This window comes from Marinomonas sp. 63XJN7_7_ISO-PGPR-S23-202 (assembly GCF_056173505.1).
In genome coordinates this window covers 111,693-130,788 of sequence record NZ_CM149677.1, presented here as the reverse complement: position 1 = coordinate 130,788, position 19,096 = coordinate 111,693, and the positions used below count along the sequence as shown (strand labels likewise).

Sequence of the window (19,096 nt, the reverse complement as noted above, 5' to 3'; positions counted from 1 at the left end):
TAATGTGATAAGGCTAAAAAGATTTAACTCGCCTCCACTTTAATCAAGCGTCGACGATATACTCGATACACAATGGCTAATAAAAAGCACAGTGTGGCAGGAATCGCCAACGCTTTAAAACGGTATGAGTCGAATACCAAGGTGCCAAAAGAACCACCAGAAATAAAACCTGTTACGATGGTCACCAAAAGCCAAGCTTTACGCTTATCGACCTGTTTGCCGCGAAAAGCACCGCCGAGCATAATGCCTAAATCCGTAAAAATTCCGGTCAGATGGGTCGTTCTCACCACCGCACCACTATAGGTCGTCGCCAGCGCATTTTGTAAGCCACACGCGGTCGAAGCAAAGAAGGGCCCGATATCATTACCCTGCATTAAAAAATACATGGAAACCAGTAACAGACAGGCCTCTAGAGTCAGCAGCACATCATAGAAACGCCCCAGCTTAAGTGATGAGCTGGTTAGCATAAAACCAGAAATGGCCGACCCCAATAAAAAGCTCAACAGAATGCCCACTAAGCGGAGTAGCTCTCCTGTGTCATTCACTATCTGACTGCCCACTAATGTCGCCGTCCCAGACACATGTGAGACCGCTTGATGTTCAAACCCTAACAAGGCTACAGCATTGACAAAGCCTGCAACCATCGCTAGTAAAAATGCACCGTACTCCACCCACTTTGGCAAACGCGATAACACGATAGACTCCCATCCAACCCAACAACGATGTAACCACTCCCAGTGAAAATCATACGCTTATATTAGCACTCAGTGTCATAGTGTCGTTTAAGTTTCATGATTTATGACCTAAAAGGATTTTATCAGTCAGAGAAAAATACACAGCATTGCCATCTTTTTGTTGAATTCAATAGCAATTAGAAGAAAGATAGTTTAACAATAAAACAAAATACATTCGAAAAATGAATCATAAGGACACCATTATGCCAACATCTACCCATCAACTGACCCTTAGAATGCACATCATGGCGAAAATCACCCCACCCGTTGAACTGGGCAACACACCAGACGGCATCCGTATGAACTATCCCATCATAGGGGGTGAGTTCTACGCGATTTGTGACGATCAATCGAAGGTAAAAGGGGTGGTGTTACCCAATGGGGCAGATTTTTTTCGTGAGCGGGTCGACAAAGTAGGAATACTGAATGCCATCTATTCCCTACAAACCGAAGCGGGTCAAGTGATTAACATCCAAAATACAGGGCTAATTCGTAACACCCCAAAAGGCCAAGAGATGGTTGAGCAAGGCATTTGGCCCATTCCAGAAAGTGAGTATTACTGCCGCTGTACGCCCGTTTTTTCCGCACCAGAAGGGCCTCTATCCTGGTTAAACGACAGTATTTTTACCGGTTCGGTTACCTATCCAGCAGCCGACACAGTGGACATTAAAGTCTTCGAACTAACCTGATCACACAACCTTCCTTAATTAGATAGTCAAGAAGCGTCCAACAGTACGAAAAAGAACAGGCCATCAGACCTGTTCTTTTTCGATGCTAACTACACCTCCATAGCGATTTTTGTTTTTTGTCGATTCACTAAGCCATAAATAATGCCTACCGTTAGCCAAGTACCTCCCAAGATCATCGCAAAACGATCCATACCAGAGAATACAGCCAGCACAATCGCCCCCCCCACAATAGGTACAATAATATGGACAAACCATTTACGATCGGGATTATTCAACCCAAAGCGAACAAACACCGCCACATGCAGTAATAAAAAGCCGGATAAGGCACCGAAATTAACCAGAGAGGCTAAAATGCCCAGGTTATCTTTCATAATCAAGGCCGTTGCAAGGGTGATTACCGTTGCCACCACCATTGCCATATAAGGGGTTTGAAATTTAGGGTGTAATTTAGACAAAAAATGCGGCAATTGACGATCACGTCCCATTGCATACAACACACGCGCCACACTAGACTGCATCGGTAACGTATTAGAAAAGCCCACAATAATCGCCAACAACCACGCCAAGGTCGTCGATGCCCAAGGGCCCACTTGAATGGCTAAAATTTCAAAAATAGCAGTAGCAGGATTCGAGTACTCAATGCCCTTCATCAGGTTACCAATCACCAAGGTCGTCACCGTAAATACCACACCACACAGAGCGAGAACAATCATAATGGCACGGCCAATCTGCTTCGCATCTTTCGTTCGAGTTTCTTCTCCTAATGTGGTGATGGCATCAAACCCTAAAAAGGACAAAACACAAATAGAAGCACCCGCTAACACATAGTGCCAGCTAAAATCCACGCTGTTATAGAGGGGCTCTAAAGTCACTGCGCCGGTACCTTTGCCATCCTGTAAGGCAAAAATCGCCAAAGCAACTACGCCACCTACCATTAAAAACTGCGCAATAACCGCGTACAAACTGGCTTTCGCCGTAACATTGACACCAAACCAGTTAATAAGAAACGACGTCCCCACTAAGATTAAGATCCAGTTTTCACGACTAATCGATGGCACTAAAATATGAGTACTGAATGACATCAGTACAAATACCAAGGCGGGAATCAATAAGTAGTCCAATAAAATCATCCAACCACCGATAAACCCCGCAAAATTGCCCAAGCCAAATCGGACATAGCTGTATATAGAACCAGCAGATTGAACTTGCTCCGACATGGTGACATAGCTTCTTGCTGTAAAGTACATACAAATAGTAGCCACCACATACGCTAGAGCGATAAAGCCGCCCGAGACATTCCACACAAAACCAAAAGTAGTCAGTGGTGCAACGGGGGCAATAAAGGCTAAACCGTAGGCCACTAACTCTTTCAAGCCCAGTGATCTTTTCAGTGATTGCACGTCATCAGATTGCTTGATGCCTTGTTTCGTTGTTGCTTCTAATACTGTTTCGTTCATGATCGGTACCTTGATTTATTATGGTTTTTTATTTTTTGAAGCCATAGCACACGGCTGTGGCAGGCTTCTTTTTATTGTTTTGGATACTGCATTGCTAAACGTTGAGAACTAACACACGTTCTGGGACTGTTTTTGTTTCTTTTTTTCCTCCTCAAGGTCCGTCAGAACTTTCGCCAATACCTTTTCAAGGGATAACTCAAAGATCTCTCTTTCATGGGGCGTTAATGTGGCTAGCATGCTCGCGATCCCTTCATTAGAGAGTTTTTTGGCTTTTTGTGCTGTTTTAACGCCTTCTGGCGTTAAAAAGAGTTGAGTTTGGCGGGCATCTTTGTCGTTCACGACCCTGTTCACTAAGCCCGATTGACACAATTTTGTGACGGTTCTAGAAACGATCGTCCGTTCTAAAAAGGAGTTTTCGACCAGGCTATTAATATTAATGCCCGTCTCATCGGCGATCAGAATAATCAACCGAACTTCACGCAAGGTGAGGCCCAACTGGGATTCGTGGCGCATGCTTCCCACTTCTTTCGCCCGAGAATTTAATTCATCCAATCTGAGAGTAATATATTTACTAGCCATTAATTGCCTCCGAAAAAATATGTGCAATTTACGCTATGTGATATGTGCACATAATTAAGTTTTTTAATCCACATTTCGTGCCATTTTTATCACGGTATATAAAACAAACATTATTGTTATTTAAAACAACAGTTTATTTACTAAACACCCTCTTTGGTTCTATGTAATTCCCTCGCAGGAACGCCCAATGCTGGACCATATTGGGTGGAATTGACCCAAAGAGGGTGAACCTTTAGTCCTCTCCTAGTTCACAGCCTGATGACGATGCTTCACGTTTAAAACCTCAAGAATTTCTTCTGCAACGCGCTCTGCCGATTGCAGTGCCCCTTCCATATAACCCGCCCATTGTGAGGCGGTTTCAGTCCCCGCAAAGTGGATACTATTAATTGGTTGACTAACCGCCTCGCCAAAAATGCTCCAAGCGCCTGGTGGCAAGTAACCACCATAAGCACCACGCGAGTACTCTTCTTGCGCCCAATCTAGCTCTTTATATTCGGTGTAACGATCGACTTGCGGGCCAAAATAGTCGCGTAGACATTCGATGACTTTTTGCTCACGCTCTTGGGCTGTTTTGGTTCCCCAATAGCGACCTTCATCCGCCTCCATAAAGCCAACCAAAATGCCACAGCTCCCATCTTGCGGTGAGTTGTCATAGGTCAAACTCAATGGCAAAGCGGTAGACGACGCCAAACCACTAAGCTCCTCGTCACGCCAGAAAGGCTTCTCAAATGTGACGATCACTTTGATGACAGCCCCCATGGCAGTGCGTTGTGTTAATTGATCACGAATGCCTGGAAGCGCGGGCTTATAAGACAAGCGACCCGCCAACGTTGGAGGCAAAGCAACAACAACGCGTTTGGCGTTCACTTGCAGGGAATGGGTAGACACCACCACGTGATGACTGAAATGCTCAATACAGGTGACAGGCTGATTCAGTAGCACATCGTCACCAAGACGTTTCGCTAAGCCGATTGGTAACTGTTGTGCCCCATTGGTAAAACGAAGCTCTTGCGCCCCGTCTTCTGTGCCAATTAGAGTATCAATGCCTTCGCCTGACGCAACATAGAATAAGACATGCAACATTGACAGCTCATGGGCTTCTGCCGAAAAGATCGACATGGCAATGAACGTCATAGCATTCCTGGCAATATCAGACGTCGTATTCTGACGAATCCAATCGGCGTATGTGATTTTATCGTATGCTCGGTGCTCTTCTTTTGCCCATGGCTTCGTCGTATCGATTTCAAAAGCCAGCTCGTTCAAACGAGCCATAGCGCGTTCAATTTCTTCTGCGACATCGTCGTCCATCTCAGGGAAAAAACTGTCTCTTACTTGTTTTTCTCCCGTCATCATGAAAACGTTCTTTCCTTTGTTATAAGTCGGAAATAACTCTTCACCTAATGACTTCACAATTTTATGAGCACGATGGTGGGTTGCTCCAAGCCATTGGCCACCGAGGTCAACTCGAGCCCCATTTTTCAATGTGTGGCTTAACAAACGGCCACCCACACGATCACGCGCTTCTAATACAAGAACAGACAATCCTTGTTCTTTTAAAAGGGTGGCGGTTTGCAGACCAGAAAGCCCGGCTCCGACCACAACAACATCACATTCTTTTGTTATTCCCATTATATTTACTCCTAAGCAACAGACTTATCTAATGACAGTGGTGGGCAAGAAAACGGATTAAGCTGTCTGGCAGCCATTTCCGCAAACGCCAAGGTAGTATTATCCTGGTAGAGATCACCGAGAATCTGTATCCCAGCAGGTAAACCATTAACCAAATATCCTGTCGGCATGGCTGTCGCCGGCAAGTTGGCTAACGTGGCCAAACCTGGCCACGACAAGTTATAGAGATAGGGGGCTTGTTGACCGCTGATGGTCAATACACGACCAATCTGAGCACTAGGGCCATGGCCTTCCAATTGATGCTCGAAAGCAACCGTTGAGGTAACAGGGCAGATCAATACGTCATACTGCTGGAAGAAGTGCTGCCATTTTTCATTATTTTCTGCGCGAGCTTGGTTGACGGATTCACTTTCATGGGCAGGATGTTTGGTATATTCATACAATTCTTTCGCAAATGGCTTGCCTTCGAAGGACTGGGCTTGTGCTAAAAATGCCTCTTTCACATCCGGTTCCATGCGGCTACCAATGACACCAAACAGTGTTTTTAAATAGGTATCATGAATATCTTGCGGATCAATGTCTGGATGAACACCGACATCTACCTTGACGCCTTCTTGGCGAAGGTCTTCGACAAATTGCAAAATCGCTTTGGCATAGCCTTCATCAAGCGGAAATGCATCCAACCAAACCCCCACTTTGTATTCATGTAGAGTTTGATAACGCTGTGGTGGAAGATGGGCAGCCGCCGAATCATCGGATTCGTGTAACCCACACAGTACACCAAACAACAAACGTAAATCCGATGCATCACGCGCCAACGGCCCCATAACGCTCAAAGGCGAGGGTGAAGTCGAAAATGGTCCCGGAGGAATATGGCCGGCCACTGGCAACACACCGTAAGTGGGTTTATGACCAAACACACCACAAAAATGCGATGGACAACGAATAGAGCCCCCAATATCACTACCAAGCTCCAAGGCTGTAAAACCCGCTGCGAGTGAGGCGGCAGACCCACCAGAAGAGCCACCTACGGTATGTTTGATACTCCACGGGTTATTGGTTACGCCATAAATATCGTTATAACTTTGGTGATCTCCACACCCAGCAGGTAAATTAGTTTTACCAAAGATAGAGGCCCCTGCGTCACGGATCCGCTTCACCAGAATCGCATCCTTCTTTGGCCGATGGTTGGCAAGGTGCGGTAAACCGCAGGTTGCTTTCATACCGACGACCTCAAATGAGTCCTTTATGGTCATCGGAAGCCCCGCTAGAACCCCAATGGGTTTATTTAATGCACGTAGACGATCCACCCGTCGTGCTGCCGCCATCGCTCGTTCTCTATCCTGATCAACAATAATATTTAGTTGGTCGTTTAATTGATCGACGCGGTTAAAATGCCACTCTAATAGCTCTGTGGCACTGAATTCTTTTTCTCTAAGCCGCTTTAGCATTAAATGAGCAGGGCCTGTTAACACAGCGGTTTTCTCATCGACTAAAGTCGACATTTTTGAAGCAACCGCCGCATTCTTGTTAATAGAGTAATCAGTCATAATTTTTCCTATTATTTGTTTAATCTTCTCAAACAGGAATTTCGATTCATTCCTGATAACCCATCAGTCACCACAGCCATTTCAATAAAGGGGACGATACATGGGCAAATCACCTACGATTTGGCTTTTTCATGCCAAAACGGAAAACACTGCAACATGCAAAAATACGTGCAATTTGAAATATGTGATAAATGCACACATTTGTTTTAATCCATTTTTCATGCCACCTTTCCATTTTGTTATACAAAACAACAATTTGAGGATAAAACAGAGAGTCAGTCAGAATTCTGTGCCGTTTTAAATGCACAATTTCGAGTCATTCTGGGTGAAATTGACCCAAAGTAGACAATAAGTCCGTACCGCTTTACCCATGTGAAAACACCCCATGACAAGCCACACAAAGCGCGCATTTCACATCATAAAATGGTGAAACGGCGTTAGGACTGGACAGTGCTTTTTAATGGAAGCAATGGGGTGGCAAGAGAAAGCCTAAAGTAGAATGTGTTGTTGATACATTGTGGTAAGGGTCGCGATTTTTCTGGCCGCCACTATGGCTATAAAACCAGACGATAGCCGTCACGCCTACCATTAAGACGTTGCGGCTAACCCCAAATCAGGTGATCGTGTTTTAGATATAACAAAGGAATGGGATGTTCTAGTACAGCGTTTTGCGATCAATAAATAGTCTCGGTAAACGAAGGGAGGAAAAAACATTATAGCGTTACGCTAAGTAACGCTATAGGGAGGTTCTCGGTTACTTTTTCTTCGGTTGACGTCCGTGATAAATAGCAAAACCTTTATCTCGTAAAAGGCGACTATGGGAACCTAATGCGGCATCTAGCAAGGGCGGGTAGCGTAAGAAATCATTAGCCACCACAAACAACTCCCCATTGAGTGTCAGATGATCTTTCACGCCCATAAAGAAGTACTCAGCAACGCTATAGTCCGTATTAATGCCTGAATGAAAAGGCGGATTGGTAATCACATAATTAAAACGACCTTTCACCTCTTTCAGACCATTGGATGCAATCACCGTCAATGCCTGGCTCGCCTGATTGGCCGCAAACGTCAACTGCGTTGCCTTGATTGCCAGAGCACTGTCATCTAACGCGGTAATAGGCGCGCCCGTTTTGCAATAAAGCCAAAGGGCAATAATGCCATCACCACAACCGAAATCGAGCAAGCGAGCATTTTTCACATCACTCATAAAACGATGGCTGCTCAGTTGCTCTAGTAATAGCTCCGTCCCTTTATCGAGTTTTTTATGCCCAAAAACACCGGGCAAGCTGCATAACACCAGCGATTGGCCAGCCACCTCCAACGACCAAGTGGTCACCCATTTTTCCAAAACAAAAGGCTCGGCAGGACGACGTTTATAACCTTGATACAGCAAGCAGTGCTTCGCACTGTCCACCTTCCCAATCTCGTCTACGCTCGCTTCTAAATATTTGGTCGCGGATTTCACACCACTTTTATTGTCACCCACCAGCCAGACTTGTCCGCCTTCTTTTAAATGCGGCAGCGTCACTGCTAAAAGATAGGACAAAAGCTCTTTTGCCTTGGGTTGATAAATAATGACATGATCAAAATCACTGCCTAGATGCGCGTCCCATTGCTCGCTAAACAACAATTTACTCTCGTCAAACCCCACTTGTATGAGCGCATCATATTGCGTTTTGGATTGGCTCCAAGCATACACATCCGCTAAGTTGTTCAACTCTTGTGCATAGGTGTCTTCGGGGTTGGCAAACAACACTTTGCCAGTCAGTTCAGATTCATTGCGTGCCAATAATTGACTCGTCGAATTAAAGTTCATAGGTTACAGATAACTCTTTAGTGGAAAGGGTAGTGACAGGTGCTAATAGCCGATTCAAGCGCTCTGTAGACAGATCTCGCTGAACGCGGGGATAGCGTGGGGTTTGTCGATCATTTAGCAATGGCGCATTCCAGCCCTTAGTTTGTGCTAAGAAATCTTGTACAAAGGCATCACCATGTTCCAAGCAGCCCGATAAAATCACATCGACATAACTTAAAGCAATGGGACAGTCAGAGTGCGGGGGAACCACATCGGCGGTGTGATAGACCCAATAGGTCCCATCAGGAAGCGGATCATCTTGATAAGCGGTTAATTGAGATAACGTAATTTGGGCGCGCTCATAGCCTCTCTCACGTTCATCAAATAGCGGCAATTGATCAACGGGGACTTCCACTAACACTCCGTTACAGGCCTGTGTTGGCGACTGAATCACCGCGACAGAGCTCATACCAAACTCGGCAGACATGACAGACCAATGGCGTTCAAACCCTTGTAATTTCACAGGCCAGACTTGCCCCGTTTCCCCTGTTTTGGCACGACTTTGACTGTTGATTAGACTGCCATAACCTAAAATAAAATGTCGATTATGTGAATTCATCCTCGCCTCCTAAGACCGCCGCCTTGATACGTTATATGGCCAAGCATAATAGCTTGCGAGCGCTAGAAGTACTAGGGATAGACGTATCAGACAGGACGTAGAATTGACTCAAACCATTGAGACAGGACACGACGCCCCATAATAGACCATTGATTTGCACCAACTTAATCCAATGTTGCGCGATAATGCACCATATCATTGTCGACACAAAAAATAACCACTCGGTTAAGTTTTGTAAAATATGCCTATAAATACATTATCTTATCATCGAAATGAAATATAAATTTCATGCTGGCACACCTGTTGCAATTCTGCGTTGACCATCACCCCCCTCAAATAAAGGAGCCCCCATGGGTATGAAATCTTTTTTCAGCAAAGTACTTATTATTGCAGCGTCTTTAGGTTCTATCGCCGTCGCTCAAGCAGATTCGTTACACGATATTCTGCAACGTCATCTCATCCGTATTGCCGTCCCTCAAGACTTTCCCCCCTTTGGTTCTGTCGGACTCAATATGCAGCCGCAAGGTATTGACATTGATATGGCCAACTACATAGCTAAACAGTTGGATGTAAAACTGCAACTGGTACCAGTAACCAGCGCCAACCGTATCCCTTATCTTCAAACCCACAAAGTAGACCTAGTCATTTCCAGCCTCGGGAAAAACCCAGAACGCGAAAAGGCCATCGATTTTTCCAAAGCTTATGCACCGTTCTTCCTAGGGGTATTTGGTGAAAAAGACATCCCAGTTCATGACGCGGCTGACCTTGCGAATAAAACCGTTGGGGTGACCCGTGGAGCGATAGAAGATCTGGAACTCACCAAAATTGCCCCTAAAAGCACCACAATACAGCGTTTTGAAGACAATAATACCACTCTATCGGCTTACTTATCTGGGCAGGTCAATCTTATCGCAACAGGCAACCTTGTCGCCGCCAATATTGCCAAACGCGATCCAAGCCATGCCCCCGTTAGTAAGTTTGTATTGAAAAACTCGCCTTGCTACATCGGTATGATGAAGAACGAGCCAGCGCTCAAAGCCAAAGTAAATGAACTGATCAGCAAGGCGCTAAAAGACGGCACCCTCAACAAAATCTCTCTTAAATGGTTAAAAGCACCGTTACCGAAAGGCTTTGGTGAATAACCTCCATGTTAGATTTTGCTGCTCTTTTACCCTATAGCCATGTGTTTATACATGGCTTAATAACGACCGTAGAAATCAGTCTGTTGGCAACGGTTTTGGGCTTGATATTGGGGGTCACATTTGCTGTGGCTCGCCAATACGGCGCAACTTGGTTGTCACGCGTCGTCAATGTCTACGTAGAACTCATTCGTAATACGCCCTTTATCGTCCAACTGTTTTTTATCTTTTTTGGTTTACCGAGTATTGGCTTAAAACTCTCTGCCTGGGAAGCGGGCATCATTGCGATGGTGGTGAACCTTGCCGCCTACAGCACAGAAATCATTCGTGCTGGTCTTGCTTCCACACCAAAAGGGCAATGGGAGGCTGGTAAAGTCCTTGGCTTAAGTTTTAAACAAACCTTGTTTCGTGTTGTCATCATTCCTGCAATCGAAAAGATCTATCCGGCCCTTACCAGCCAATGCATTATTGTCATGCTAGGCTCAGCGGTACTGTCTCAAATTTCAGTACAGGATCTGACCTATGCTGCTAACTTTGTGCAATCCCGTAACTTTCGCAGCTTTGAATGTTATCTGGTCACCGCTCTCTTGTATTTGTTTTTAGCCATTCTCATGCGTAAAGCCTTTAACCTCATTGGAAAGAGATTGTTCTCTTATCGAGCTGAAAGATGATTGAGTTTTCTAACTACGACATTATTCGTAACTTATTAATTGCCACTCAATGGACAGTTTTGTTGTCGCTGGCCGCGTTTGCTGGTGGTATCAGTGTTGCCTTATGCTTGACAGCCGCTCGTTTGACCAAGAATCCAGTGCTGACAGGCCTGATCAAATTTTATGTGGAAGTGTTTCAAGGGACGCCACTATTAATGCAGATGTTCCTTTGCTTCTTCGGTTTATCTTTGGTGGGGCTGAATATTTCAGCGTGGAACGCCGCCGTCCTTTCTTTGACCTTGTTCACCAGTGCTTTCTTGGTAGAAATTTGGCGTGGTTGTATCGACACCTTACCAAAAGGCCAATGGGAGGCCTCCCGTTGTTTAGGACTGAGCTTTCTACAAACCCTGCGCTATGTGGTATTGCCACAAGCGTTTAAAGTCGCCCTTGCTCCTTCTATCGGGTTTTCCGTACAGGTTGTCAAAGGCACGGCCTTGGCGTCAGTCATTGGTTTTGTAGAGCTCACCAAAGCTGGAACTATGCTCAATAATGCCACCTTTGAACCATTCAAAGTCTTTGCCTTTGTCGCCCTCATTTACTTTGCACTGTGTTATCCCTTATCGCTGACCAGTAAAATTTTGGAGAAGAAATTCAATGTCTCTCGTTAATATTCATGAAGTACACAAATACTACGGCGATCTGCACGTTTTAAAAGGCATTAACCTCGATATTAAAGCGGGTGAAGTGATCTCTATCATAGGTCGTAGTGGATCAGGGAAAAGTACTTTATTGCGCTGCATGAACGGCTTAGAAAAATACCAAAAAGGCGGCATCACAGTCGATGGTAAAGAAGTGACGACGGAAGAGATTCAAGTCAGAATATTGGCCCGTAGCGTCGGGATGATTTTCCAAAGCTTTAACCTTTTCCCTCATTTGACGGTCGGCGAAAACATCATGTTAGCGCCCACCATCGTTCTTAAAAAAAGCAAACAAGAAGCACAGGAAACGGCCAAAGCCATGCTCGACAAGGTCGGCTTAGCGGATAAGTTTGATAGTTTCCCAGAAAAGCTTTCTGGCGGCCAGCAACAACGTGTCGCCATCGCCCGTGCGTTAGCCATGAACCCGAAAGTGTTATTGTGTGATGAAATCACCTCGGCACTTGATCCAGAGCTGGTTGGCGATGTGCTAAAAGTACTAGAACAACTTGCCAAAGAAGGCATGACACTGGTGCTGGTGACCCACGAAATGAACTTTGCTCGAGATGTGGGCGATCGAGTCGTCTTTATGCACCAAGGTAAAGTCTGGGAAGAAGGCCCAGCGAAAGAGGTCTTTGCCAATCCACAAACCGACGAGCTGAAAAACTTTGTGAATTCCGTACTCTAATTCGCTAGATCATCATTGAAAGAATCAGCAGGCGCTAATGGAAAACACCATTGCGCCTTTTTCGACAAATAACCTGCTCTTTTACTGGGCTTTTTTGGCCTCTCCCTTGATTAAAAAGACCAAAGGCAAAGCACAAATCGCGACCCACATCACAAACCGAAAGTCTTGCAAATACGCCAAGGTCATCGCTTGTGTATTCACCATTTGATTAAGCGAGGCCAAGCCTTGAGTCGTATGTGTATTCCACATGCCCTCTTGTTGTGCCACATTCAAATTCAGGTTAAAAGGCGTCATATAATCAGCAAACGCAGAATGATTAATCTGTACACGCTGTGCAAGATAGGTGGTCACAACCGAAATACCAATACTACTACCTATGTTACGTAACAGACTAAACATCGCCGTCCCTTCATTGCGGAATTTAGGATTCAAGGTCGCAAAAGTGACAGTAGACAACGGAACAAACAAGAAGCCTAATCCCGTTCCTTGTATGATGCCGCTATAAATAATCGTGAACGCGGTAACATCAGCCGTAAACTGCGTCATTTGCCACAAAGAGATAATAACTAGCACTAAACCAAGGGAGATCATATAACGTGGATCCACCTTACCCGACAGCCTCCCCACCACCAACATGGCTGCCATGGTACCAAAACCACGAGGCGCTAAAATCGTGCCGACAGATACCACAGGATAGCCCATAAGATCCTGCATAAAGGGAGGCAAAAGAGACATGGACGTGAGTAGAATCACCCCCACGATAAAAATAAAAATCATACCTACCGTAAAGTTTCGGTCCCGAAACATCTCCGGATCAACGAAGGGGTGGCTATGAGTAAACGCATGTACAATGAACATGTAGCCAGTGATTACCGCGAGCATACACTCAATGATAATTTCTGGACTACTAAACCAGTTCTGAGACTGCCCCCGATCCAGCATCAGCTGCAATGCACCAATACAAGTCCCCAACAACGCAAAACCAAATAAATCAAACTTACGTGACAGATCAATTTCGGTTTCTTTCACATACCGAGCGATCCCAAGCCAAGCGATAATGCCAAATGGAACATTGATGTAGAACACCCAACGCCAACTGTAATATTGCGTCAGAAGCCCTCCCAGATAAGGCCCCAAAATTGGTCCTACCATGACTCCTACGCCCCACATCGCCATGGCAGAGCCATGTTTTTCTTTGGGGTAGGTATCCAATAAAACAGACTGAGACAAAGGCACTAGGCTAGCACCAAACACCCCTTGTAACAGGCGGAACAAAACAATCTGATCCAGCGATTGTGCGGCCCCGCATAGGATAGAAGAAATGGTAAAACCAACCACCGAGGCCATAAACAGACGTTTACGACCAATTCGTGATGCCACAAATCCCGTCAAGGGCATGCAGATTGCTGCCGCCACAATATAGGAAGTCAACACCCAGGAAATTTGATCCTGAGTCGTCCCCATGGATCCTTTCATATGTGGCAAAGCCACGTTGGCAATCGTCGTATCCAGTGCCTGCATGATGGTCGCTAACATCACAGAGAACGTGATCATCAGGGTATTGATGGTCATCTGAAAGCCACCGTGACTGGTTGAGGACTGATTATTCGTCATAGACACACCTTACAGTTGGAGACCAAATAAGCTGCGGTGATGATTCGTATAAATTGTGACCTCAGCACTCATACCATCACGCAGTACTGGCATACCAGGTTTATCTTGAATACTGATTCGAACGGCCAAGCGCTGCGCGACTTTCACCCAATTTCCCGTGGCATTTTCCGCAGGTAATACAGAAAACCGAGAGCCGGTAGCCGGACTGATGCTTTCTACGGTGCCTTTCCACACCACGCCTGGGTAGGTATCTACAGAAACATCGACGCTTTGCCCAGGCTTCACATAAGTTAACTGTTTCTCTGTGAAGTTCGCTACGATGCGTTTATGATCTGATACCAACATCATTCGAGTCGCCCCTGTATCCGTGTATTCCCCCACGAAAGGCAGGTGCGCGACAATGCCATTACTTGGTGCAACGACCTTGACATAACTTAAGTTCAACTTGGCTTGATCCAGCGCAGATTGATAGATTTTATAGTTGGCCTGATCTTCAACGGGCATGTCTGGATTGCCACCCAAATCCGCTTTCAATTCTTTAATCGTGTTTTTCAGCTCAGCCACATTCAAGGCACTGACACGTACTGCTTCTTGCGCTTTATCGTAATCAGAGTCTGAAATGAAATGCTTTTTAAACACATTTTCTTGGCGCACTTCCTCACGTTGATTAAAAGCCAATTGCGTTTTGGCTAATTCGAGCTTGACCAATGCCTGTTGATAATCCGCTTTCTTAGCTAATAAATTATTCCGGACTAGGTCCAATTGACTTTTGGCCTTATCCACGGCCAGTTGGTAAGGTCTCGCATCAATGCTATACAGTAATTGCCCTTTTTTTACGGCTTGGTTTTCTTTCACATCCACCGTTTTGATGAGCCCAGACACTTGGTTCGTAATGGCCGTCATATTCGCTTGCACATAAGCATCATCCGTTTCCACGTCGCGCCCACCCAGCATATAGATGACGGCTGACACCAAAACGATCAAAAGAGGAACGCCTATCAGTAAGATACGACGCTTTCCTCTATTGGCAGATTGCTTTGTCTCGATTGGGTTATTATCTTGTTCACTCATGTTATTTAGCTCTCCAAAAAGAGTCGATCTTGTCGCTTTGGTTGAATTAAGGAGCCGGTAGCGCTAAGAGGCACTCTCAGATGGGTCGTCTTGCAAATTATGGTGTATCTTTTCCAACAAACCTTTCAGTTGCTCTATTTCAAGCGCGGTTAACCCATCAAATGCTTTCAGTCTCACTTCACCAATCGCTTGGTTTATATGCATCAATTGCTCGGCAGCCGCGTCGGTCACATACAAGCAATAAGCCCGACGGTCAGCAGAATCCGCTCGTCTTTCCACCAAGCCCGCTTTGGCTAATTGATCAATTAAACGAGCCAGAGAAATCGGCTGAATTTCCAAGTGCTCAGCCAAGGTAACTTGTCGAATCCCCGGATAACGGGAGACGGAAAGCAATGTTTTCGCCTGCATCAGTGTCATAGCCGTTGAGTTTTTGTTGTACTCACGACGCATCAAACGCAGCACATCTGTCATTAAGAAACCGATACTGTTACCTAGGTTTTTATCCACCATATTCTCCCCAATTCAGTATGCTTTGATTATTATATACATAGCTTATTATATTCAATGCTTGTTATTTAAAGTACGTAATGGTTCCTTAATAGATCTGGTTTTAACCACATTGTTGGGAGCCCAAACGCTACCCACCCCAAAAAAAAGTTGCTAATGTCGTAGTCCGACAAATCAACCATAAGGACATTTCATGAGTCAGCCCATTTTATTGATTACAGGTGGTAGCCGAGGTATTGGTGCCGCAACCGCGCTCTTAGCAGCCCAGCAAGGCTATGAAGTCATTATCAACTATCGACATGATGAAAGTGCCGCTAACGCCATTCAGCAGTCGATTGTCACCGCAGGCGGGAAAGCTCATTGTGTACAAGCTGATATCAGCCAAGTCTCACAAGTACAAGAAATGTTCTCATTGATTCGGAAAAAATGGGGGACAATTCAAGGATTGGTCAACAGTGCCGGTGTATTGGATCAACAAACCTCTTTTGTCAACACAACCCCAGAGCGTTGGCAACGCATTTTTCAAACCAATGTCTTTGGCACCATGCAATGTTGCCAAGAGGCTTTCCAAGACATGGCGCGCAGCAAAGGCGGACAAGGTGGCAGCATAGTCAATGTGTCATCGCTGGCTTCCGTGTATGGTTCACCCAACGAATACGTGGACTATGCGGCGAGTAAAGGCGCGGTCGATTCTTTCTCACGCGGGTTTGCACTGGAAGTCGCCGGTGACGGCATCCGCGTCAATGTTGTGAGACCAGGCCTTATCTATACTGATATGCATGCTGACGGTGGCGAAGCGGGCCGTGTGGATCGAATCGGCCCAAACTTGCCCCTACAACGAGGCGGTCAGCCAGAAGAGGTGGCGGAAGCGATTGTGTGGTTGCTGAGCCACAAATCCAGTTATACCACTGGCGGTTTTATCGACGTGGGCGGTGGTCGTTAATAAGAGGACGCATCCACACCACAGGCAAACGAACTCGCCAAAGGATAAGGCCCTTGTTGATAGACCGCATAGGAAGGATAAGGGCACAGTGGTCGAGTAATGCCAATCATGCTTTTGGGTAACTCTGGGTTGAGAAGGCGTGTCGCCGCAATAATAGTATTAGGACGTTGCTGCCTTTCCACCCAGTTCACTAATGGCCTTAACATATCAAATCGATCCAGCGTTGGGCCGCCTTCTCCGTGAGACATGCCAGGCACACGATAAAAACGTACAAAATGATCGGCTTTACCCGCTAGATTAAAATTCAGGTAATCATACCAGCGCATGGTATCTCTCACCGAAAACGCCGGGTCACTATTACCATGGAAAATAATCATTTTACCGCCATGCTTTCGAAATACCGTTAATTTAGGGTCCATCACATCCGGTGGCGTCATGACGGTCATAGAAGATTCAAGAAATCGCTTATTGGTTGCGAAAATTTTCGGAGCATCTTTATCAAAGTCAAAATCCAATAAGAATTGCTCCAGTGAAAACGGGTTACTCGCGACGTTTACTGGCGGTGTCATAAAAATCGTTGCCAAAGAAGCCGCCCCCAGAACATCGATTATCGGCTTACGAGACCAATTATCTACCGTACTTTCTATTTTCCAAGTACGCCAGTTACTGGACAGCATCCCTGTATCGTAAACCCAGCTAGAATAAAGCGCTTCATTTCGACTATTATGCGGCCCCTGGAACATACGAATAATCGCAGCGACTTTTTCCTTAGGAAGGCAATCACGATCAAATTCGCTTTTACACGCCAATGAAGTGGGTTCAAACTGACGTTGACAGGCCTTAGAAGCGAAAATTAAATGGTCTCGCAGACCATCCAAACCATCACAGCGCCGCAATAACCCTCGTACAAACAAGGATAAGTCCCGTGGGGTCAATGCCTTGGCAAGATTTGCGTTAACCACATGAAGAGACTGTATATCCCAGGCGTGTTGAAGGGCGGCTTTGGGCATATTGATCCCAGGATAGCCAACTAAAAGTCCATCAAAAAAATTCGGAAAGCGCGTAGCGGCGACCATCGCCACACGCCCGCCATTGGAGGCACCAATGCCATAACTGTAACGAATAGGCGCATTGTAATATCGCTCCGTCATTAAGCGAGCAATGGGATAAAGCTTACGAACTACATCGTAGCCAAAATCGCGGCGAGCTTGAGGATCATACCCAAACATAGCACTGCCGACCAAGTTCGATGAGCCACCTTTACCCTGACTATGTCCTCCATTACTGGAAATGACCGCAAAGCCTTGATTCACCGCATACTGGGCAGTGACTTGTCCTGTCATATTGCCAAGGGCTGGCCTGACCACGCCACCATTGTCTCCATTAAACTGATAGGCAAGACGTCCTTGCCAAAAACGCGGTAAACGTATTTCAAACTTGATTTGGTAGCGCTTTCCGTCAACACCTAAACGCTTAGGAAGCGCCCCTTGCACAAGACAATAGGGATAACGCACCTGAGCATCAGGAAAGTGCATATCGGCTCTAGCACTCACTCCTTTAGGCAAACTTAATACCAGCTCTTGGCAACTCATCGCATTCGCGGTGCCAACGAAAGCGGATACCAGTACAGCCCAAAAAGACACAAAAGACCACTTCATCACAAAATCCTTTGTTTTGAAAACAAAATACTCGGTTCAATATAAGAGAGCTATCTCAACAAGTCTTAAACATGCGGGTCAAAAACACAAGATTCATTCGTAACAAAAGCAAGAGGAAGGCAGAAAATAAGCAGAATAGAATAATAAAAAACGGGCCTGAGCCCGTTTTAGAAACACCTTAGTGCGCTGACGCAAAAACTAAAAAGTTAGCGGGCAAAGCTCTAAAATCTACTGACATCGTGATACTTAAAGCCGTTACTGTAAAAATGGAAAAGAAAAACACCTGACGTGCCCATCCATTAATATCAATATCCTTGGCATATCCCTTAAGGGCCATACCAAGCCACCACAAACTGGTTGCAAGCGCGACGACCATAAAGCCGATACCAACGTAGCCAGTCAAAGGCAATAAAGCGGATACAATCGCAAAGGCCGCAATGTGCAGCACAATGTGTCGCTTCGCTTTGGAAATACCTTCAGCAACGGGCAATACCGGAATATTCGCCGCCGCATAGTCTTTGTAGCGAAAAATAGCAATGGCATAAGAATGCGGCATTTGCCAGATAGAAAACATCGCTAACAAAATAGCAGCACCCGCATCAAACTGACCGGAGGCAGCACAGTAACCAACCACTGGCGGTACCGCACCCGATAAACTACCAATAAAGGTGCCATAGACGGAATTGCGTTTGAAATACATGCTGTACAAAACAACGTACACAAAGTAGCCAAAACCGGCAAAAAACACAGCCACCCAATTGGTAAAGTAAGCCAATAAGCCAAAGCCGATTAAGCCAATCACCAATGAGTGGAAGAAAGCCGCTTTACCAGACATTTCACCCGTCACAGTGACACGGTTACGGGTACGCTGCATTTTCGCATCAATGTCTCGGTCAATGTAATTGTTCATAGCACAGCCAGAAGCCACCACCAGCGATAATCCAATCACTGTCGCGAGCATCAGGGTCCAATCAATCTCGCCGCGAGAGGCTAAAAAGAAGCCCCCCGCAACAGAGATAAGGTTGCCCATAATGATGCCTGGCTTAGTCACCTGAAGATAACGCTTAAACATCTTTATG

18 protein-coding genes are annotated in these 19,096 nt (G+C 45.7%); 6 read left to right on the top strand and 12 right to left on the bottom strand.

The genetic code is table 11. The features are described from left to right. Window positions 1-23: 23 nt before the first annotated feature. Entirely contained in the window at window positions 24-695 is a 672-nt protein-coding gene (locus AC0VYG_RS00610) for a YoaK family protein (protein WP_475430428.1), read from the bottom strand. 242 nt (window positions 696-937) lie between these two features. Between AC0VYG_RS00610 and AC0VYG_RS00605 the strand changes: the two genes are divergently transcribed. Further along, window positions 938-1,423, top strand: coding sequence for a DUF3237 domain-containing protein (locus AC0VYG_RS00605; protein ID WP_475430427.1), 486 nt, complete (start codon window positions 938-940; stop codon window positions 1,421-1,423). Window positions 1,424-1,512: 89 nt separating this feature from the next. On the opposite strand, the gene AC0VYG_RS00600 is transcribed toward AC0VYG_RS00605, so the two are convergent. From AC0VYG_RS00600 to AC0VYG_RS00575, 6 genes are all read right to left on the bottom strand, one after another. Continuing rightward, window positions 1,513-2,880: an APC family permease gene (locus tag AC0VYG_RS00600; protein ID WP_475430426.1), complete on the bottom strand. Its 1,368-nt coding sequence runs from the start codon at window positions 2,878-2,880 to the stop codon at window positions 1,513-1,515. Between the two features lie 108 nt (window positions 2,881-2,988). Continuing rightward, window positions 2,989-3,459 (bottom strand): MarR family winged helix-turn-helix transcriptional regulator, encoded by a 471-nt coding sequence (locus tag AC0VYG_RS00595; RefSeq protein ID WP_475430425.1) that lies wholly within the window; start codon window positions 3,457-3,459, stop codon window positions 2,989-2,991. A 243-nt stretch (window positions 3,460-3,702) separates the two neighbouring features. Then, complete coding sequence (locus tag AC0VYG_RS00590) at window positions 3,703-5,088, bottom strand: flavin monoamine oxidase family protein (RefSeq protein ID WP_475430424.1); 1,386 nt, start codon at window positions 5,086-5,088, stop codon at window positions 3,703-3,705. An 11-nt stretch (window positions 5,089-5,099) separates the two neighbouring features. Next, window positions 5,100-6,638 carry an amidase family protein gene (locus AC0VYG_RS00585; RefSeq protein WP_475430423.1) on the bottom strand — a complete coding sequence of 513 codons (1,539 nt, stop codon included), beginning with the start codon at window positions 6,636-6,638 and terminating at the stop codon, window positions 5,100-5,102. A gap of 754 nt (window positions 6,639-7,392) precedes the next feature. Further along, window positions 7,393-8,454: a methyltransferase gene (locus AC0VYG_RS00580; RefSeq protein ID WP_475430422.1), complete on the bottom strand. Its 1,062-nt coding sequence runs from the start codon at window positions 8,452-8,454 to the stop codon at window positions 7,393-7,395. Beyond that, complete coding sequence (locus tag AC0VYG_RS00575; RefSeq protein WP_475430421.1) at window positions 8,444-9,052, bottom strand: gamma-glutamylcyclotransferase family protein; 609 nt, start codon at window positions 9,050-9,052, stop codon at window positions 8,444-8,446. The genes AC0VYG_RS00580 and AC0VYG_RS00575 overlap by 11 nt, the downstream gene beginning before the upstream one ends. Window positions 9,053-9,408: 356 nt before the next feature. Here AC0VYG_RS00575 and AC0VYG_RS00570 point away from each other — a divergent pair, with 356 nt between their 5' ends. Genes AC0VYG_RS00570 through AC0VYG_RS00555 form a run of 4 tightly spaced genes read left to right on the top strand, consistent with a single transcriptional unit; the run spans window position 9,409 to window position 12,224 of the window. After that, on the top strand, window positions 9,409-10,194 hold the full coding sequence (locus tag AC0VYG_RS00570) for a transporter substrate-binding domain-containing protein (protein WP_475432566.1): 786 nt from the start codon (window positions 9,409-9,411) through the stop codon (window positions 10,192-10,194). Window positions 10,195-10,199: 5 nt separating this feature from the next. Further along, window positions 10,200-10,862, top strand: a complete 663-nt coding sequence (locus tag AC0VYG_RS00565; RefSeq protein ID WP_475430420.1) for an amino acid ABC transporter permease — start codon at window positions 10,200-10,202, stop codon at window positions 10,860-10,862. Further along, complete coding sequence (locus AC0VYG_RS00560) at window positions 10,859-11,509, top strand: amino acid ABC transporter permease (RefSeq protein WP_475430419.1); 651 nt, start codon at window positions 10,859-10,861, stop codon at window positions 11,507-11,509. The genes AC0VYG_RS00565 and AC0VYG_RS00560 overlap by 4 nt, the downstream gene beginning before the upstream one ends. Further along, the gene (locus AC0VYG_RS00555; protein ID WP_475430418.1) at window positions 11,496-12,224 is read left to right on the top strand and encodes an amino acid ABC transporter ATP-binding protein; all 729 of its coding nucleotides are present in this window, start codon (window positions 11,496-11,498) and stop codon (window positions 12,222-12,224) included. The genes AC0VYG_RS00560 and AC0VYG_RS00555 overlap by 14 nt, the downstream gene beginning before the upstream one ends. 81 nt (window positions 12,225-12,305) lie before the next feature. On the opposite strand, the gene AC0VYG_RS00550 is transcribed toward AC0VYG_RS00555, so the two are convergent. The 3 genes from AC0VYG_RS00550 to AC0VYG_RS00540 form a co-directional block, all read right to left on the bottom strand. Next, window positions 12,306-13,838 (bottom strand): DHA2 family efflux MFS transporter permease subunit, encoded by a 1,533-nt coding sequence (locus AC0VYG_RS00550; protein ID WP_475430417.1) that lies wholly within the window; start codon window positions 13,836-13,838, stop codon window positions 12,306-12,308. A 9-nt stretch (window positions 13,839-13,847) separates the two neighbouring features. Continuing rightward, window positions 13,848-14,909 carry an HlyD family secretion protein gene (locus AC0VYG_RS00545; RefSeq protein WP_475430416.1) on the bottom strand — a complete coding sequence of 354 codons (1,062 nt, stop codon included), beginning with the start codon at window positions 14,907-14,909 and terminating at the stop codon, window positions 13,848-13,850. Window positions 14,910-14,972: 63 nt separating this feature from the next. Further along, a complete protein-coding gene (locus AC0VYG_RS00540; protein WP_475430415.1) occupies window positions 14,973-15,419 on the bottom strand; it encodes a MarR family winged helix-turn-helix transcriptional regulator in 447 nt (148 codons plus the stop codon). Window positions 15,420-15,609: 190 nt separating this feature from the next. On the opposite strand from AC0VYG_RS00540, the gene AC0VYG_RS00535 reads away from it, so the two are divergent. Further along, window positions 15,610-16,359: an SDR family oxidoreductase gene (locus AC0VYG_RS00535; RefSeq protein WP_475430414.1), complete on the top strand. Its 750-nt coding sequence runs from the start codon at window positions 15,610-15,612 to the stop codon at window positions 16,357-16,359. Here AC0VYG_RS00535 and AC0VYG_RS00530 read toward each other — a convergent pair. Then, window positions 16,356-18,017 (bottom strand): tannase/feruloyl esterase family alpha/beta hydrolase, encoded by a 1,662-nt coding sequence (locus tag AC0VYG_RS00530; RefSeq protein ID WP_475430413.1) that lies wholly within the window; start codon window positions 18,015-18,017, stop codon window positions 16,356-16,358. The genes AC0VYG_RS00535 and AC0VYG_RS00530 overlap by 4 nt on opposite strands. Before the next feature lie 178 nt (window positions 18,018-18,195). Beyond that, complete coding sequence (cyoE, locus tag AC0VYG_RS00525; RefSeq protein WP_475430412.1) at window positions 18,196-19,089, bottom strand: heme o synthase; 894 nt, start codon at window positions 19,087-19,089, stop codon at window positions 18,196-18,198. Between the last annotated feature and the right edge of the window lie 7 nt (window positions 19,090-19,096).